Consider the following 17,661-nt stretch of genomic DNA (forward strand, 5'->3'; position numbering starts at 1 on the left):
TCCATGGGCGCAAGCATTCTCACCGCGAAGAACCTCAGCAAAGTGGTTCCCAGCGCGGAAGGTGAACTGACCATCCTGCACGAACTGAGCCTGAAACTGAACAAGGGCGACAGTCTGGCCATCGTCGGGGCCTCCGGTTCCGGCAAATCCACCCTTCTAGGCCTGCTCGCCGGTCTCGATCTGCCGAGCAGCGGTGAAGTCACGCTCGCCGGTCAAGCCCTGAGCAATCTCGATGAAGACCAACGGGCGCGCATCCGCGCCGAGCATGTGGGTTTTGTCTTTCAATCATTCCAGCTACTTGACAGCCTCAACGCCCTGGAAAACGTCATGCTGCCGCTGGAACTCGATGGGCGCAAGGACGCCCGTGAGCGCGCCACCGAACTGCTGCAACGCGTCGGGCTGGGTCAACGCCTGACCCATTCGCCCCGCCAGCTCTCCGGCGGAGAACAGCAGCGCGTGGCGATTGCCCGAGCCTTTGCCGCCGAGCCCGATGTGCTGTTTGCCGACGAACCCACCGGCAACCTCGACAGCCATACCGGCGAGCGCATCAGCGATCTGCTGTTCGAACTCAATCAGGAACGCGGTACGACCCTGGTGCTGGTAACCCACGATGAACGCCTGGCACATCGCTGCCGACGCCTGATCCGCCTCGACGCCGGCCTGCTCGTCCCGCCTCTGGAGGTTTAATGGCACGCCTGCCGCTGTTACGACTGTTCAGTCTTGCCATCCGCCAACTGCTGCGCGACGCCCGCGCCGGTGAGTTGCGCGTGTTGTTTTTTGCCTTGCTGGTGGCCGTGGCGGCGAGTACCGCCATCGGTTACTTCGGCGCCCGCCTGAACGGCGCCATGATGCTGCGCGCCACCGAGTTTCTCGGTGCCGACTTGCTGCTTGAAGGCAGCTCTCCCGCGCGACCCGAACAGATTAAAAGCGGCACGGAGCTGGGCCTCGAACACGCTCAAGTGGTGGAGTTTTCCAGCGTCATCGCCACTGACAATGGCATTCAATTGTCCAGCATCAAAGCTGCCGACGACGTCTACCCACTGCGCGGCGAACTGAAAAGTGCCCCGGCGCCCTTCGCCCCGGAAGAACCCGGTGGCGGACCAAAACCCGGTGAAGCCTGGGTCGAAGCGCGACTGCTGACCGCGCTGGATCTGAAGATCGGCGACAGCATCGACGTCGGCATGCAAACCCTCAAACTGGCGCGAGTGCTGACCTACGAACCGGACCGTGCCGGCAACTTCTATAGCCTCACGCCGCGGGTGCTGATAAACCTCAGCGACCTCGCCGCGACCGGCGTGGTGCAACCCGGCAGCCGGGTCAGTTACCGCGAACTCTGGCGCGGTAAAGCCGAGGCGCTGGAAACCTATCGTCAATTGATCAAACCCGGCCTGGCCGCCAACCAGCGTTTGCAGGATGCCCGCGATGGCAACCGACAGATCGGCGGCGCCTTGGGCAAGGCCGAGCGTTACTTGAACATGGCCAGTCTGGTGGCGGTTCTGTTGTCCGGTGTGGCAGTGGCGCTGTCGGCGACGCGATTCGCCACTCGCCGATTCGATGCCAGTGCATTGCTGCGTTGCCTCGGGCTGTCCCGACGGGAAACCATGGTGCTGTTCAGTTTGCAGCTGACGGTGCTCGGACTGCTCGCCAGTATCAGCGGCGCCCTTATCGGCTGGTTCGCGCAGCTGGGACTGTTCGCGCTGCTGCATGATTTATTGCCGACCGACGTTCCACCGGGCGGTCTGTTTCCAGCCATCGCCGGGATCGGCACCGGGCTGGTGGCGCTGGCCGGTTTTGCCTTGCCACCACTGGCGGCACTGGGCCGGGTTCCGCCATTGCGGGTATTGCGTCGGGACATGCTGCCGATTCCGTCCAGCACCTGGATGGTTTATGGCGCGGCATTAGGCGCCCTCGGGCTGATCATGTGGCGCTTGAGCCTGGACCTGATATTGACCTTCGCCCTGCTCGGTGGCGGTGTGATCGCGGCGTTGGTGCTTGGCGGCTTGCTGTTGCTGCTTCTGAAGAGCCTGCGCCGACTGCTGGCGCGCGCCTCTTTGCCATGGCGCCTCGGGCTGGGCCAATTGCTGCGTCATCCATTGGCGGCCGCGGGGCAATCCCTGGCCTTCGGTTTGATTCTGCTGTCCATGGCGCTGATCGCATTGCTGCGCGGCGAATTGCTGGACACCTGGCAGAACCAGCTACCGAAAAACGCACCCAACTATTTCGCGCTTAACATTCTGCCGGCGGACAAACAGGCGTTCATCGATCGCCTGATCAAACTGTCGGCGCAATCCGCGCCGCTGTACCCGGTGGTACCTGGACGGCTGATCAGCGTAAACGGCGAGCCGGTGCAGGAAATCGTCAGCAAGGATTCGGCCGGTGATCGAGCGATCCAGCGCGACCTGAGCCTGACCTGGGCGGCGGATTTGCCGACGGGCAACAAACTCACGGCGGGCAACTGGTGGGCCGAACAGACGCCGGAAGAAATTCCCGGCGTATCGGTGGAAGGCCAAGTCGCCGAAAGCCTGAAGCTCAAGCTCGGCGATCACATGGTGTTTACCGTGGGCGGTGTCAATCGCGAAGCAAAAGTCACCAGCCTGCGGGAGGTCAACTGGGACAACTTCCAGCCTAACTTCTTCATGATCTTCCAGCCCGGCACGCTGAAAGATCTGCCGGCGACCTACCTGACCAGTTTTTATCTGTCGGCCGGTCATGATCAGCAGATCGTGGATCTGTCCCGGGCGTTCCCGGCGGTGACCATCTTGCAAGTCGAAGCCTTGCTCGAACAGCTGCGCAGCATCCTCGCCCAAGTCACCCTGGCGGTGGAGTATGTGCTGTTGTTCGTGTTGGCGGCGGGGATGGCGGTGTTGTTTTCAGGCTTGCAGGCGACGCTCGATGAACGCATTCGCCAAGGCGCGTTGTTGCGAGCCCTGGGGGCCGAGCGGCAACTGTTGGTCAAGGCCCGGCGGATCGAGTTCGGTTTGCTTGGAGCGGTCAGCGGATTGTTGGCAGCGCTGGGTTCGGAACTGGTGAGTATGGTGCTCTACCGCTACGCCTTCGACCTGCCGTGGCATCCGCATCCGTGGTTGCTGGTACTGCCACTGATCGGCGCGGTGCTGATCGGGGGTGCTGGCGTGTTCGGCACACGTCGCGCTCTGAACGCCAGCCCCCTGACAGTCTTGCGCGAGGGTTGATAGACTCAAGCTCTCTCTACCACAAGAAGTTGCCATGAGCCGTTATCGCCCTCCCCGCACCGCTGGCACCGCGCTGATCACCCCCGAAGGTGAAGCGCGGATGCGGGCCGAGTTTCATGAGCTCTGGCATGTTCGGCGGCCGCAGGTGACACAGTCAGTCAGCGAGGCCGCGGCACAGGGCGATCGCTCGGAAAACGCCGAATACAAGCAAGAACCTCACCCCGCATACTAAAATCTCTGTAGTCCTTTAAAATCAAGGCTTCAGAAAAAGTATGCGTACTAATAATTTCATACTATTTTCCGTATGTCACGGAATTTATCCACCATAAAATTTCTCCGTTTGGGGTCTGCACCACGGCCTCATCACCTACCTCTTTCTTCAAAAGCGCACGTGCCATAGGTGAGTCGATGGAGATGTAATCGTTCCGACCGTAGATTTCATCGTAGCCGACGACCCTAAATTTCTTGAGTTCGCCTGCCTCGTTTTCCACCTCGACCCAAGCACCGAAAAACACTCGTCCCTCCTGTTCTGGAGAGTAGTGAACCACTCGGACATCTTCTAGCCGCTTGCGCAGATATCTGACCCTTCGATCGATTTCCCGCAGTAGCTTTTTATTGTACTGGTAGTCAGCGTTCTCGCTTCGATCACCCAGAGACGCAGCCCAGGTGACCTTTCTGGTGGTGTCTGGACGCTTCTCTCTCCAGAGGTAATCGAGTTCTTGCTTGAGAGCCTCGTGCCCCTCGACCGTGATGATGTTTGTGCTCAAGAACACTCCAAGACTTCAATTTTCAAAAGTTTTTGTATTTTGGCCGGGATTTGTCTGCCTGCAAAATTTGCAGGAACCCTTTCTGACAGTGCTGCCACAGGAATCGACACTGCCAGCAACCCAGTCCAATGCCACCACCATACTGATTTTCAGAGCAGGCGTAGACCAGAACCTCTCAAACTCGGGGCAGCAGCGCTCCCAAAATTCCGCGTCTGTAAAAAATCGTCGATCAGTCTCAAGGTTTCTCAGGAACGAACCGTTTGTCATCTATAGGTAGCCGATGAGCCTGGGGGTTGTCTGCGAAGTCGTTCGGGCGGGATGTATGCTCGCACTCGTAAATAGCTACTAGGTCGGCGCCAACGCTAGCCTCGTGACTTTTTGATCATTACGGGAGGGATTGATGGTGACGGCATCACATTCACTCGACCATTGCGACCAGCCCGAAGCACAACCCTTACTAAGGAAATCCATGTCCACCATTTTTCAGCGCTTCGACGATGACGAAACCTCAGACACCATCATTCAAATGCCTAAACAAATTTTGACCACTTCGACCCACCAGTACCCGATTGACGTGCTGGCCTGCCGCTTGGAAAAGTACCTCGTAGATCCGTCGTCTGCCCGCGAAAACTATCCTTGGGCTGCGCGGTTTGTGATGGGCATTCCCGTTGCCTCCTGGCAGAGGCACTTGGTTTGGAATGTGGGGCAGCAGTCTCGATTTATTTCTGCTGTTTGGTCAGGAGCAGATTTGGGGAGCTACTTGATCAACGAGTGGTGCGAATCCGCAGGTTCAGGGCAAGCCATGGCTGAGAACAGCGAAATCCTCCTAGATGGTCAGCAGCGTCTGCATAGCCTGGAAGAGTATTTTCTTGATCGCCTGGCTATCCCAGATGTTCAAGGTCTGCCGAGGGTGTGGTCTGAGATTGGAAATGGCGAACGTAAACGTTTCCTGTCGACGATCTTCGCTCAATCCCATGTGTCATCTGGCGACGAGCTGGCGTTGCGCAAAACGTATGATCTTTGCGCCATGGGCGTAATTTCTCGCACACACGATCAGCGCGCGTCTCGATAGTTTCGGATGTTGAATAGCTGGGGCATGCCCCTTAGGGCACGGCTGTCGTAAACCAAGCCCCGTCTATCGACGGGTCTTGGCCCTGCGGGCTTCCAACCTCATGCCTACGACCCTTCGGGTCTGCGCGCTCCGCTTACACGGCGGCCTGAATCACATTCAATCAAGGCGAGGCAAAAGCGGGCAGTACGCCTTTCAATACCGTTTTTCGCAGCCGAACCGACAGCTTTTAAATTCTTCGCGAACAAGGAAAAATATTCATACTTTTACGACCGAAAACCCTCAATGGGTATGCTCCGAGGATACCCAAGCCATTGAATTATATGACGTTAATTAGACCACTGGTCGTTTTCATCATTGACACCTGCTCTCCTGTCTACTTTGATCTCTACCTACACCTAGGAGGAAAGCTGACATGCCCTTTTCCGACATTTTCCACCCTGAATGCGATCCTGTAGAACCTCATGACGCGCCCAATCATGTGGTGTTTAGCTGCTTACAGTGGAAAACCCCAAGCCTGGAGGTGATGCCACAGGCAGCCAAGCAGTGCTTTGCAGTCATGTATGGCGATCCCTCGAATCCGTTGAATCCGTTGAATCCGTTGTATCCATATATAAGCGCGGCCCTGGAGCGTGCATACATCTTGGGAGCGATGTCGGCTGTGAAGCTCATCGCTGTACACGAAGGCTCTCTCTACCTTTTTCTGGACAGTGGAGTATCAAGCGCCACCTTCCAAGAAATCCAGTCACTGTGGATACAAGTCACGTGTATGAGCCACACTCGGCTGACAGTAGATTTTGCGAACTGTACCGAGGTCTACTCTGGACACTCCGACTACGTCTTTTGGCAGGATGCGAAAGAAATTCTGGAATCCTATAGCTTGGGGATTGAGCAATATAATCTGAAGGCTCTCGATGATTTTTCGGATGGAGATCTCATTAACAAAGCTCGGTGGCCTAATCTATCACAAGTGATTAATGCTGAGTCCGGAGCTATTCAGGCACCCCTTTTGAAAAAGCAAAATTTCGCGGACTGGCAGAATTTTTGCGAGTATCTTGGTATTAATCACTGCACTCACGCGTGCACTCTCGCGTACTGCCGGAAGCCTGACGCTTAGTATATTGACCTGAAAGGGCATGCCTCGTTAGCGGCACTGGCCTATTCCACATCCACTGTCAGTACCGTAGCTTTGCCAAAAGGTGCGTACATGATCTATTCCCGACTGCTTTATACAGAGCATGAGCAACCCCATGATGAACATGGTGAGGGTGCATACACTATTTTCAGCACTCAGCAGACAAGGGACGTTAATTCCATGCCTCTTAGTGCAGTTTCTTTGCAGAAGTTTGCTGTTCTATGGGAAGGTCGCCCCGACACTCGGGTAATCGACTTGATCGAAGAAGGCATCATCAAAGGAGTGCTAGCCCCTGTAAAGCTGTTACATGCTTCTGAGGGCACACTTTTCATCGCATACGACTCCATGCTGGACGACGGCCATTATGAAGAGTTTGTAAACGCTTGGGCGGATATCGCATCTGGTGCTTTATATGACAGCTGGACGGCAACGTTTATTGTTGATCTTGATGTAACCAATCGAGTCGAGAGCTGTAGGCTGTTTAGAAATTACGCTCCCGAAATCTTGGAGAACAATGTATTAGGCATTACGGACTTCACATCTGATATGTTTCTGTTTTGGGATGAGTGGGATCCTGAAAATATTTCCGGATCAGAGCCTCAAGAAGGATCTGAGGGTCGATACGATTTTGATTCATTTGATGATGACATTAAATTTTAGTGCCAGCAGTCGAATATCTTCTTGTACGCGCCTCTTCCAGAGGACGGCTGTCGTGAACCAAGCCTCGGCGCAGGCGCCGGTCATGGCCCTTCGGGCTTCCATCCTCGCGTCTGCGCGCTCCGCTTACTAGCAGCGCTCAAGCCGGTGCTGCCCACTTTTAGGAGTAAAAAGTGATTACGCAGAAGAGACCGCCCTCAATCCGTACCTGCTCCCGCTTCTTCCAGCCGGAGTACGACATGGTCAGCACGAAGAATGGTGAACTCAAGTACACCGTTTACGCTGCACCTCAACGCTTTAGTGAGCAGCTCGAAATGCAAGAACTAGGACTGCAGCGGTTCGCAATCCTTTGGGACAAAAACCCGCAGTACGAGATTTTTGAGTTAATCGATCGGGCGCTGGTAAGTGATCTTCTATCACCCGTTTCGATGCTTCATCTTTCCCCAGAAAAACTAACCATCATCGCTACTCTGCCGGAAGGTAAAAACGCTGATGTGATTTCTTTGACTTACGATCGCCGGTGGAAGGAGTATCCCTTGAAAACCCAATGGCAAAGCTGGGAGTTGCAGCGGCTAGGCCCAGATGACCTCCTGTCATTGGAGACAAATAGCGTACTTCGTCTCAATGGGCCACATATTTTGAGTACCGAAAAATTTGGAGTTTATGCTTATGAGGAGATGTATTTTGCCTTCGAGGATATTGAATTATAACGAAGTGAAAACTGACATTTCACTGCTTTGATGCGCTAACAAATTCCTAGCCTACTGAAGCAGAATTAGGTGCAAGACACTTAGAGCAACTCTATCACCGCAAACGAGGCCCGTCTTATGGAACATACGTTAAGTACGACAATATCTTGCAGCGTGAAAAATACGGCAGCCGACACCTCTAACGACCGGAGCTTGCGATGATCCTTCCCATTTTTCCCGCTGATCTTGAACGCCATAGAGGCATGACGAGAGCTGCTCGCTTCCTCATCAAAACCTGGCCTGGCTTAAAACCGATCATGCATACCCAAGCATTAGAACTGCTCGCTAAAGGTCTAGGCTACCGTAGCTATAGTCACGCCACTCAGCTTGCATCGTCCTGGACTGATGCCCGACCTGACATCGATATCAATTTGATCGAGTGGAGTCTCTCGCATGTACTGAGCGATGAGTTTCGAAAGCCCGGAAAACCTAGCGTCAGCATCAACCTAGGCAATCTCTTCGCCTACATTCAAACCATCCCCTTGCACCACCTGACGGTCTTCAAGCGCTTTCCTGAGCTATTGGAGCGGAGGCATTCATTCCAACTTCCTCCACACGACGCTCAATCACCATTCGGGAGGTATCAACATAGTGCAGTCATACCCTTGGCGGGCGACTGGCGGACTCACGACAACGATGACAGTGACGAGTCGGGCCAACGCTGATGAAACTCGAGTAACGGCTTCAACTACTGTAAGCCATGCGCGCCCTTAACAGAGCCATTGGCAGTGGGATACCAAACAGGGGAAAGGGAGTCTAATCATGAACAACAACTACGTTGACCAAGCCAAATGCCTTCTGTCTGAGATTGGCGTCCATCAGCCTTCGGCAGGTGTATGGGCATTCACGAATATTCAAACTGCCAACCAAGCCTACATCCATCACTCGCGAGAACCAGTAGCCCTTGCTGCCTACGCAGCGGTTAACGCCATGTTTGCTGCTGGCCGTTTTCCCGGTTGGGCGTTAGTCGACATGGTGGATAAAGTGCCCTGCATGGACGGTGCTGAGCTTACGGCGCTGTCGATGGTTTGCGGGGCTTCCATACCTACGCTCCCCAGTGCATCAGCGCGCGGGAATATCTTTGGGCAAGCAGTGTGGGACATCGTAGAGGCTTACTCGCTTGAGGCTTGTTTTGAACATGTCGCACGCGCCTATGGAAGCCCAGGCAGGCATTACAACTTACGGCCTCGCGGCTTCGATTGGGCTGGCGGAGAAGAGCCCATCCCCGAAGAATTGAAAGCAATGCGCAAAAGCTATCGCGCAATGTCGCCGCTGCAACAGATCATGGTTTTGACGGTCATGCACTTGTACTGCCAGGGCAAAGATAAGACATATCTGACTGGGGGGTGTCCAACCAAAATTCCTGCTGCCCAGGCAATGAACATCCTTCGCAGCAATGGGCCGGCGCTTTCGGCTTGGGGCCACATGGTTACTCATTATGCGGGCTGGTGAGAGGCCATGGTTTTGGGCGTGCCCCTGGTCGGGGACGGCTGTCGTGAACCAAGCCCTGGCGCGAAGCGCCGGTCTTGGCCCTACGGGCTTACATCCGCACGCCTGCGCGCTCCGCTTGCCTTCGCCCCCTCGCCTTCTGGGATCTGTAACGTAGTTTTGTGCCTTGTAACGTAAGCAGTGTTACAGCGCATAAAGTTACGTTACAGACCATTGATCGCATGGTTGTTGGAGCCGTTCACCGGTCAGAAGCGGCCCATACTGTTCAATTAAGATGGATTGCTAAACTAGGCCATCACAGATCATATGATGGAGCATGAAATCAGGCGAATCGAGCACTGCAAATGCTGTACTTGGCAAAGCTTTTATCCGGGCTGGCGAAGGGCTGTCGCTTGATGAAACTGAGCTATCAGCTGTCCTAAGCGAGCAGTTTTCCACTGTGCTGCGTCTACGCCACGGACATGAACTGCTTCAACCTGGCACTGAAGCGTGGGGCCGAGCCTTGCTTTTTGTTGAGTTGTATCAGTCATTGCTCGAGCTTGTAGGAACCGAGCTATATGCAAAGATCTGGCTAAGCAGCAAGAATCGTGGTCTGAGTGGTCGACCACGTGATCTCATCGCATGCCGAACGGGACTGGAGCAGGTCGTCCAATATCTGGCTGTTACTCGCTCACTCATTTAATAACTCCTGCACATCGCTGAAAATGCTGCCATGGAACACGAAATCAGGAGTGCTGCATGAAGTGGTTCGGTCGATTGATAGGACTTGTTTGTCGAGACAACAGATCTGGCCAAGAGCAAGCCAGAGATCGGGCGTTCATAGCTGCCCTCAACAATCTGCAATCTCTGCGTGTGACACCTGACGGCGGCATGTCGATTGATCCCAACGAGATTCGAGAGAAAGTGATAGCGAGTCGACAGTCACTTAAGCGATTCGTGCGATGACCATACAGCTCATTCAGTGTCCACGCAGCCGAGCCAAGGCTCGAAGGAGCGATAGCAGGACAGCCGTGGCACCGTGCTCAGCGTCCTTCATGTCCTCTATGCTCACGGCGACTGTCGGCTTGCTACCAAGCGTTGGTAAATATGGGCAAGGAGCCGCGCATCGAGCAAGGCATGATGCGGAAGTTCGGGAAGCGCAAAGTCACCGATTTTGTCGGCTTCAAAATGCCTGAACAAGCGGATCAGATTGGTAGGCCTGTTCGCCACATGGCTTGGCCATTTGTGATCCACATATGCTAGCTGGCAGAAAAAATCCCCAGTCCCAATCTGGAGCGTCCGAGCAGACCTCCATTGGTCTTCGATACTGCTGAGGAAAGCCCTCAGCGCAGCTTGGGCTTCCGCAAGCGACATTCCATGACGGGGTAGATCCAGCTGAGGCAGTACGTTTTGGATTACGAGGTCACTGCAGTCCGCAACGTTGTAGATAGGCTGCCAGGCCCTTGAAGGTTATCGCCCCTCCCCAACGCAAAAGGCGCAACTCGAACGCTATATCGACGGTGAGTTGGAGATCGAAGACATGCGCGAGCAGTTGCTCCGGCAACTGGCCCAGAAGACCTTCTCAGGGAATGCTTGAGGACATCCCCGCAAAGGACACAACATCAAGCTTTGAAAGCTCTTAGGCCGGCTCACAGGCGATAATACGGCTGACTTGCCGCTGCAGATCAGCTTCGCTGTAAGCCTCATCGGTGTTGCACCACATCGCACCTCGTCATCAGTCCTTCAGCTGTCGAAAGACCCACTCAAATAGCCTGCTGATAAATTCACGCGCCAAGGCCTGTGCCACGATTTGAGCCAGGACTTGTCCAGGAGCCCATGATCTACGTCTTGCCCTTGCATGCGGTCTGCGCGGACGGTTATTCCCAATACTCGTCAGCGGCCATGAAGGTATGGATCGTCTTCGACGCTGTAATTTTCGAGTGTTAGCAACTCGAACTGAATGCCATCCGCCTTCAGAGCAGTCTCAGCCGTTCGCATTTCCTCATCGAGCCGACTACCTTTTTCCATGACTGCCAAAATAGCCCGATCCGGCCTAAGTCGCTTCGCAAGGTGAACAAAGTCCTCAATGTGAGCGGCCCGCAGACTGCGCCAGGCCGACTTCACCTCACAGAGGATGGATTCACCATCAACGACAGCAAGCAGATCCGCTTCGACATCTGGATTTCTGGAGTCGGGCGAATAACCAAAGCAAGTAGGCCCAAGATATATAAACGACGAGCTCGCTCGATCACTCAAAGCCGACAGGAGCCAAACGAGTGACAAAACACTGCGAGAGCGAAGGCTTTCAATGAGGAACTCATTCGGTCGAAAATGCCAGGGTAACCCGACGGGCAACTCCGTTTCGGTTCTACAAACATCACACACGAGCGCAGGCGACAACGCCTGAAAATCAGTCCAATTACGGTGCTGACAGGTGTCGCAGCTCCAAGGGTATCCTTGAAAGAGCATCCGCCGCGTCCTCATTTCAGCGAGTCGATCATCGATCGCCCGCTGTTCCATTCCATCCCAATCTATATCGTCCTTTTCGATGTGCAATTTAGGGAACGGGTGCCCCGCCCAATAACGCTCTCTGTGTGCTTTCCAACAGGTTCGTAAGTAATCGAGTGAGACGTGCATTCGAGGGGCTTTGATTGACTGCGCGGCTTTCACGATCAGCGCGGCGAGGGTTTCACGTTCACTTTCCTGCTGAAGATCGAAAACCGGTCGTCCTTTCGCACGCTTTGCGAGCGCGTTCGCGGTGGCCTTAACGTCTGAGTCCGCGAGGTTGGGGGCTCCACCTAAACTAGCAAAAACATCCTGCAAGAACGGATGCAAGAGCAAGCTCTTAGCGCTTGCCAGACCTCCTGTCATTCCAAGAATGCCCGTTAGATGGGGACTCTCGTTTGAGGCTTTCATCCATGCTGTTTTCTTTAGTGGCCAAGGTGGATCGTCGGGGCCGGCATGCCTCGTCGCGGAATCGAGGCACATCGCGTTCCTGAAAGCCTGACCAATACTAGGAACGGTTATTGACTCGAGCTCTCGGTTGAAGCCAGCAAATATGGTCAGGTTGCCGTGCCTACTTGTGCGACACATAGGCGAAGGATTGTTCTGTGCGAATCCTTTGGTTATGAATTTCGCGACAAAGGCATCCGCCATGCGCCACCTCTTCGGCAGCATCCACACGTTGTCCTGAGCGAGTCTCGGTTTATCCTGATCATACTCAAAACTTAAATCGAGCGCCCAGAGGCCAAGCGCGAAAACCTGACCGGGTGGCGCATCCCTCAAATGCTCCGGCTCCTTTGCCGGCGGATAAGCAACCGGTGGCTTCCAGCGAAACGTATGCCGGTCTCCAAATCTAAATCCATCTGAGAACTGAGCCACCTCACGAGCTTGTTTTAGCGACTCTTCGCTCGGAATGACATGCCCACCGGCAATGACCGCAGCTGGCCCATGAGCGCTCCATGCTTTTGCTGCTCGGAGCAATTCAAGTACCTTATTAAGCTCATCAATAGTGTGTGACGCAGAGCGTACCCGAAGCTGCGATTGCCCTCCTCCGACGCCATGCACGTGATTGCGAGTGTTAAGCAGCTGAACGAGCTGGTAAAGCATGTCATCATCTTTCAGCTGATCGAGCGTCATACGGAAACAGCACAAGTCGTTATCGAGCCAAGACGGAATTAGCAGCCTCGCATTCCAGAACATTAGCCTGTCCTCGAATGAGTCACCGATCACTAAATTGAATCCATCACTCCATCGATAGTCGCGTACCTCAAGGCGTGTTGCGTACATCGACGACAGCATACTTATGCTCGTAACCCGCCCACCTACAAACTCAGCAAAGGCCACTTCCTCGGACGCGACACGGTCAAGGTCACGTGGTACTCCGAATTCACGTCTTTGAAAATAATCTTCCGAGACAATCGTCAGCAGACCAGCTGTTGACCTAGCATCGTTTGGATATATGCCCGTAGCCGCACTCGTGTGGTAGGTACCGAAGTTGTCTGTCAAAAATCGACTCGGCCTTTCCGTATGCCAACTGTCGATAATCTTGATTTTTGGCCCCGCTGCCAATGGACTGTGCCGAGCAAGACGAAATACGGTAGAGAGTGAGGAGAGAGCCGCAGGATACTGTGGCCGAAATCCCTGTAGATCTAGCCTCGGTTCGTTGCCCAAGCGGTGATGGATGTAGTCGCCTGGGACTAGGCGCTCATGAATTTGAAGAACTGCTTCTGCGGCCAAATCGACATAGGAATAAACAATGTCCGGATCAAAAGCCTCCAACCATTGCCAGTAACCAGCGATGATTTGACCATCTGCACACGGCACGATGAGACTGAATCGCCCACCCCATCGCGAATAGCAGTCAGCAAATATTCCATCCAGCATGAGTTCTGCATACTCGTTCGGCTCAACGAGAAAGGCTACCCGTAGTGGCCGGGATCTCACTCGTCCTGCTAGTTCCTCGCCAAGCTCATCTGACATTCCCGTCTCCTCGCATAGACTGCAATATGGCCCAGAGCGTAGTTCCACACGTCAGTCTCTGCGACCCGCTATCCCAAGCCATCTCAGGGGATTTTCGAATGCCGTGCCGGCACTAGCCGAAGGTTTGCTTTGCCTCTCAAAAAAAGCGTAGTGTCACCCGCAGCCGCGCAAACCTACCGAAGGAGAAATACGGATGGCGAAGACGTTCCGCGATCGAATTCAGTCTATGAATGAAATGTACAAGCTGCCGGTACACGATGTACCTCATCTATTTGAAGGTACTGACGAGCGCTTGTTGAAATTCAAAAAGACCCTGCTGGATGAAGTTCATGAGATTGATGAGATCGTTGGCAGTATCCAAGAAGGAGCTTCTGCTCTGGACGTACAGGTCGCGATAGCGGATCTGCTGGGCGACGTGATCGTCTATTGTCGCTCAGAGGCCATGAAATATGGGATACCTCTTGAAGAGGTTCTGGACGTCATCATGGACAGCAATGAGAGCAAGCTTGGTGCTGACGGAAAGCCCATTTACGACGAGAATGGAAAATTCCTGAAAGGCCCTGCGTATTGGAAGCCAGAACCTCGGATCAAAGAGCTTCTCGCAGGCTATGCACCTAAGAAATGATTTCTTCGTTGAGGTGATTCGTTGGCCACAATTCATGTAGGTAGATGCCGTAGCTTGGCTGACATCGAGCGCGCGATTTCTCAGATGTACAGCCAGCCGGAAGACGACAAATTTGTCTTCCCCCTAGATTTCTTCAAAGCCCGCCATAGCCCCATGTACGATGCATCGAGACTCCAGATGATCGTTACTTTGGCGCGGCAACGACTAAGGGGTGGGTATCTAGACGTTCATCAGAATGCGGCTCCAGACGACGCCATGGAGGCTATGTGCAGTTACTCACCTGGCATCGCGGGGGCGCGATTGACCCGAGGAATTCGGCTAGGTGAACAACTCTTTGATCGGCGGGATGTCCTCAAAGCGGCAGCAGCAAAAATGCAGGACACGGATGCAGGTATTTTCCGGGAAGTTATCCGAGGCCGAGCCTTGGATCTTATCTGCGTTGCCGCGTCGAAAGTGCAATATCTGCGACCGCTATTCACCGCTCCCAAGGTTGCGAAAGAGCACGAGGAAATGCGCAAGTCGATGTCTGAGTTAGTCACATATGTCAACCAGCAGAGCCGTGAGAGCGTTCCGGAATCACTCATCGATGCATTGGGTTCGTTCTCAAGCGAGCTTCTTCAGAACACTCAAGATCACGCGACTACCGATCACGAAGGTAACCCCTATCTAGCCCACGTTGAAGGTTTGATCCTGGGCTGGACGCGCTTGAGCGAAGAGCTTTTTTCCGAAGATTTTTCTGGCAATGACAAGCTGAAAGCGTACTGGACTGCAGAAGCTGGTGCGACTAATTCAGGGCTAACAAGCCTACGTGTTTTTGAGATCAGCTACTTCGACTCGGGGCCTGGTCTCGTCAGTCGCTACACCGGCAAATTAGTCAGCGATATGACGATTGAAGATGAAAAAAACGCACTACTTGAATGCTTGCAACACAATGTCTCCTCCAAGCAAGAAGACGCTGCAGGGGAGGGATTGCCGCTGGTTCTCAGCGAACTGAGCAAGATTGGGGGACTGATTAGGATCAGGTCAGGGCGTCTTTCTGTCTTCAACGTATTTACTCAAGGTGACACGCAGAGAGATCATTTCAATTTTGAGGACTGGACTCCCTCCCCTCTTGCTCCGGTACAGGGCGCTGTAGTGTCGATCCTCGTGCCATTGAGGGCAGAATAATGGAAAGATTTTACTCATGGCTCCACGTGAAGCATTGCCCAGTACAAGGCTCGATTGAGGTGTTAAGCATTTGCTATAACCGCTGCGACCTCAGCCCGAGCAACGTATATGCGGACGTTGACTCTGCGCTGAAAGGCGAACCAAACCTTCCCGACTGCGTTTACATTTTCGGAGACAGTAGCCAGCTTCGCGCATTCCAAGAGGCATGGGCGTCCGATAGCCCGCAACGCACTACCATGCTCAAGCGCGGAGAAAAGCAAAGGATAGATTTCGTTCGCCAGTACGTGTTTAACGAGTGGCAATACCCAGTTTTCATAAGCCACACGCTTGGAGCCACAAGAGAGACCTTCGAGTTTTCGGCCCCCTACTTACTGGAGCGGGGAGTCTTTTCGCTACTTGAGAAAAACAACGCCATTCACAGGGCTCCCTCTGGCCACATTTTCAAGCACCCATCAGGCACTAAAAATAGGGTTTTCATCCAGGCTAGAGATATCGCCAGTGGTGAGGCCGAACTATTCGTGATCGGTTACTGCATTGCCCAACGCTATGGCCAAAGGCTTCGCATCGCCAAAAAGATTTTCATAGACACCATGGGTATCTATACCTTTGTGAAAAACGCTTTGAATCTTTGTGGCGGAGACGCAGAGATACAGAGTTTTCACTCATACGACGAACTGGAAAAGCTGAACCCTCCGAGCATCCCGTACTTTTGTGTTGTTTCTGCCTCCACCTCAGGACGAATGGCAGCCAAGATGAAAGAGCGTTGGTTCTCAGAGGATTGCATCCTGACCTTGGTGGATGTCAAAAAACATGGCCGTGATGGAGATGTGTTGGTTTCGCTGAACGCCATGGGTCTAAGTCTGCCTGAGCTCAATGAGAAGGAAGGAACGCTGATAGAAATCATCGGCGAAAACTTTTCCTCCAAAGCTAAACCCCCCAGGGCCGTCGTGATAGGCGTGAAACACGCCCCAGAAACACTGGATACGATTCATGAGCATTTTGGGTTTAATATACCGCCGCTCAACTCTCGAATGGATGGCGGGCGCTCCAAGCTCATTCAGCTCGATCCTAGACCTGTGTTGGAAAATCCCGGCTTCAAGGAATGGCTTGATGATGAAATCAACTGGCGATTCCCGCTTGTAAGCAACATGGTGATTCATGCGAACGATGAAAGCTCGTTACGCTTGGCGCAAGAAATAGTCAAAAAACTCAGGGAAAAAATCGAGAGCGAAAAGACTATACAGCTTGTGGCGTCTGACGATCTGCTGACAACCGACTGTGCGAATGTCACAGGGGTTGTAGTGGTTTCAGCGGTATCGCGAGATGGAGGGGTGCTCAGGGAAATTAGTCGAGACCTACGTACTCGTGTCTTGAGCAATGTCCCTAGGCAATATGTGACACCGATTGGGATCCCTCAAAGCGCTGGCTCTTGGAAACAGCTTGAGATCTTTCTGACCCGAAACCCGACTGACCGTCTATACGGGTTTTCCAATTGGCTAAATATGCCGATTGGAGATGACACCGAGCAGAGTTTTTGGTCGCACCTGACGCTAATGGGCTCGCAGGCGCAAACTCTCACAGCAGACGAGCTGCATACAGGGACTAATCTTGATCCTAGCATCGTCACCCAGTCGGTAGACCTGGCAACAACGGAGATTGAGGCTGCTCGGCAAACCCTGCTGCGTTCGCCCAGAGGCGAGCCTTTGAAGCTATCGGAGGGCTTCCTCTTCTTCAAAAAAGACTCTGAAATTGCCGGCCGGTACGAGGAAGTGAGTCAGAGTGCTGTGTACCTCACATTATCGGCTGTGCTTCAGTATGCCCGGGAGCATGAGAACCCCAATTTACGACTCTGCCCAAATGGCTATGAGTCGGTAGTACTCGGCCCCGAATGCTTCCTACGATTCAACGACTCAATTCTCCAGGCGTGCTTGGTCAGGGCGAGCCTTCCTTCTGAACTGGACTACTCGGCTAGCCCAGAGCTGAGTAGGCTCATGCGGGAGTTTTTGTCGAAGGTGTTCATACGTTGTAATGAAGAATATGGCGATGCTGCCCTAGAGTTTGCCGCAGCTATTGCGATTGGCAGACTGCGGTTGGCGACAAAGGACATGAACGAACTACTGGAAGAAAGTTTTCAGAGAGCATCTAGAACGTCTGAGCCCTCAGCACTTCTGGGTATGTTGATCTTGGCAAAAAAACAGATCGGCTGATTTGTCCCAACCTCTCTCGAGCGTCACGCAATCGTTGCGCTCGAGAGAGGTCGGGCTATCTAAGACTCCCAACTCGCCTGCCGATTCTGCCGGTGAGTGAGATTACGGAGTTGCTGCCGAATAGGCAGGCACCCGCCTAAAGGCATGCTCGACGGTCGGTTACTCTGCAAGGGCAACGAGTCCG

14 protein-coding genes and 1 pseudogene are annotated in these 17,661 nt (G+C 53.7%); 13 read left to right on the forward strand and 2 right to left on the reverse strand.

Annotated elements, in window-relative coordinates; all coding sequences use genetic code 11:
• Window positions 1-3: 3 nt before the first annotated feature.
• The 3 genes and pseudogenes from QFW87_RS18945 to QFW87_RS18955 all read left to right on the forward strand — a co-directional run.
• Window positions 4-687 (forward strand): ABC transporter ATP-binding protein, encoded by a 684-nt coding sequence (locus QFW87_RS18945; protein ID WP_008148510.1) that lies wholly within the window; start codon window positions 4-6, stop codon window positions 685-687.
• Complete coding sequence (locus QFW87_RS18950; protein ID WP_283188524.1) at window positions 687-3,191, forward strand: ABC transporter permease; 2,505 nt, start codon at window positions 687-689, stop codon at window positions 3,189-3,191. Before QFW87_RS18945 ends, QFW87_RS18950 begins: the two co-directional genes overlap by 1 nt.
• Before the next feature lie 34 nt (window positions 3,192-3,225).
• Window positions 3,226-3,396: pseudogene (locus tag QFW87_RS18955) on the forward strand (transcription elongation factor GreB); the annotation flags it as partial.
• Window positions 3,397-3,484: 88 nt separating this feature from the next.
• Here QFW87_RS18955 and greB read toward each other — a convergent pair.
• A complete protein-coding gene (gene greB / locus QFW87_RS18960; RefSeq protein ID WP_283188525.1) occupies window positions 3,485-3,958 on the reverse strand; it encodes a transcription elongation factor GreB in 474 nt (157 codons plus the stop codon).
• A gap of 469 nt (window positions 3,959-4,427) precedes the next feature.
• Here greB and QFW87_RS18965 point away from each other — a divergent pair, with 469 nt between their 5' ends.
• The 7 genes from QFW87_RS18965 (at window position 4,428) to QFW87_RS18995 (ending at window position 9,699) form a co-directional block, all read left to right on the forward strand.
• A complete protein-coding gene (locus QFW87_RS18965; protein WP_283188526.1) occupies window positions 4,428-5,030 on the forward strand; it encodes a DUF262 domain-containing protein in 603 nt (200 codons plus the stop codon).
• A 412-nt stretch (window positions 5,031-5,442) separates the two neighbouring features.
• Window positions 5,443-6,144: a hypothetical protein gene (locus QFW87_RS18970; RefSeq protein ID WP_283188527.1), complete on the forward strand. Its 702-nt coding sequence runs from the start codon at window positions 5,443-5,445 to the stop codon at window positions 6,142-6,144.
• Window positions 6,145-6,234: 90 nt separating this feature from the next.
• The gene (locus QFW87_RS18975; protein ID WP_283188528.1) at window positions 6,235-6,822 is read left to right on the forward strand and encodes a hypothetical protein; all 588 of its coding nucleotides are present in this window, start codon (window positions 6,235-6,237) and stop codon (window positions 6,820-6,822) included.
• Window positions 6,823-7,058: 236 nt separating this feature from the next.
• On the forward strand, window positions 7,059-7,529 hold the full coding sequence (locus QFW87_RS18980) for a hypothetical protein (protein ID WP_283188529.1): 471 nt from the start codon (window positions 7,059-7,061) through the stop codon (window positions 7,527-7,529).
• Between the two features lie 197 nt (window positions 7,530-7,726).
• Window positions 7,727-8,233, forward strand: a complete 507-nt coding sequence (locus QFW87_RS18985; RefSeq protein WP_283188530.1) for a hypothetical protein — start codon at window positions 7,727-7,729, stop codon at window positions 8,231-8,233.
• Between the two features lie 97 nt (window positions 8,234-8,330).
• Window positions 8,331-9,020: a hypothetical protein gene (locus QFW87_RS18990; protein ID WP_283188531.1), complete on the forward strand. Its 690-nt coding sequence runs from the start codon at window positions 8,331-8,333 to the stop codon at window positions 9,018-9,020.
• A 313-nt stretch (window positions 9,021-9,333) separates the two neighbouring features.
• Window positions 9,334-9,699, forward strand: coding sequence for an MbcA/ParS/Xre antitoxin family protein (locus QFW87_RS18995; RefSeq protein WP_283188532.1), 366 nt, complete (start codon window positions 9,334-9,336; stop codon window positions 9,697-9,699).
• A 1,190-nt stretch (window positions 9,700-10,889) separates the two neighbouring features.
• Here QFW87_RS18995 and QFW87_RS19000 read toward each other — a convergent pair.
• Window positions 10,890-13,478: a hypothetical protein gene (locus tag QFW87_RS19000; protein WP_283188533.1), complete on the reverse strand. Its 2,589-nt coding sequence runs from the start codon at window positions 13,476-13,478 to the stop codon at window positions 10,890-10,892.
• Between the two features lie 193 nt (window positions 13,479-13,671).
• On the opposite strand from QFW87_RS19000, the gene QFW87_RS19005 reads away from it, so the two are divergent.
• From QFW87_RS19005 to QFW87_RS19015, 3 genes are all read left to right on the forward strand, one after another.
• On the forward strand, window positions 13,672-14,103 hold the full coding sequence (locus tag QFW87_RS19005) for a pyrophosphatase (protein WP_283188534.1): 432 nt from the start codon (window positions 13,672-13,674) through the stop codon (window positions 14,101-14,103).
• 54 nt (window positions 14,104-14,157) lie between these two features.
• On the forward strand, window positions 14,158-15,270 hold the full coding sequence (locus QFW87_RS19010; protein ID WP_283188535.1) for a hypothetical protein: 1,113 nt from the start codon (window positions 14,158-14,160) through the stop codon (window positions 15,268-15,270).
• A 236-nt stretch (window positions 15,271-15,506) separates the two neighbouring features.
• Window positions 15,507-17,477 carry a hypothetical protein gene (locus QFW87_RS19015; protein WP_283188536.1) on the forward strand — a complete coding sequence of 657 codons (1,971 nt, stop codon included), beginning with the start codon at window positions 15,507-15,509 and terminating at the stop codon, window positions 17,475-17,477.
• Window positions 17,478-17,661: the final 184 nt, after the last annotated feature.

The sequence above is a fragment of the Pseudomonas sp. PMCC200344 genome, from assembly GCF_030053095.1.
In the GTDB taxonomy this organism is placed as follows: Bacteria; Pseudomonadota; Gammaproteobacteria; order Pseudomonadales; family Pseudomonadaceae; genus Aquipseudomonas; species Aquipseudomonas svalbardensis.

What these genes read in the sequence shown, in the direction of transcription:
- QFW87_RS18980 (WP_283188529.1), top strand. Translation starts at nt 7,059, where the DNA reads ATGGTCAGCACGAAGAATGGTGAACTCAAGTACACCGTTTACGCTGCA.
- QFW87_RS18995 (WP_283188532.1), top strand. Translation starts at nt 9,334, where the DNA reads ATGAAATCAGGCGAATCGAGCACTGCAAATGCTGTACTTGGCAAAGCT.
- QFW87_RS19000 (WP_283188533.1), bottom strand. Translation starts at nt 13,478, where the DNA reads ATGTCAGATGAGCTTGGCGAGGAACTAGCAGGACGAGTGAGATCCCGG.
- QFW87_RS18965 (WP_283188526.1), top strand. Translation starts at nt 4,428, where the DNA reads ATGTCCACCATTTTTCAGCGCTTCGACGATGACGAAACCTCAGACACC.
- QFW87_RS19005 (WP_283188534.1), top strand. Translation starts at nt 13,672, where the DNA reads ATGGCGAAGACGTTCCGCGATCGAATTCAGTCTATGAATGAAATGTAC.
- QFW87_RS18950 (WP_283188524.1), top strand. Translation starts at nt 687, where the DNA reads ATGGCACGCCTGCCGCTGTTACGACTGTTCAGTCTTGCCATCCGCCAA.
- QFW87_RS18985 (WP_283188530.1), top strand. Translation starts at nt 7,727, where the DNA reads ATGATCCTTCCCATTTTTCCCGCTGATCTTGAACGCCATAGAGGCATG.
- QFW87_RS18970 (WP_283188527.1), top strand. Translation starts at nt 5,443, where the DNA reads ATGCCCTTTTCCGACATTTTCCACCCTGAATGCGATCCTGTAGAACCT.
- QFW87_RS18975 (WP_283188528.1), top strand. Translation starts at nt 6,235, where the DNA reads ATGATCTATTCCCGACTGCTTTATACAGAGCATGAGCAACCCCATGAT.
- QFW87_RS19015 (WP_283188536.1), top strand. Translation starts at nt 15,507, where the DNA reads ATGCTCAAGCGCGGAGAAAAGCAAAGGATAGATTTCGTTCGCCAGTAC.
- QFW87_RS18990 (WP_283188531.1), top strand. Translation starts at nt 8,331, where the DNA reads ATGAACAACAACTACGTTGACCAAGCCAAATGCCTTCTGTCTGAGATT.
- QFW87_RS18945 (WP_008148510.1), top strand. Translation starts at nt 4, where the DNA reads ATGGGCGCAAGCATTCTCACCGCGAAGAACCTCAGCAAAGTGGTTCCC.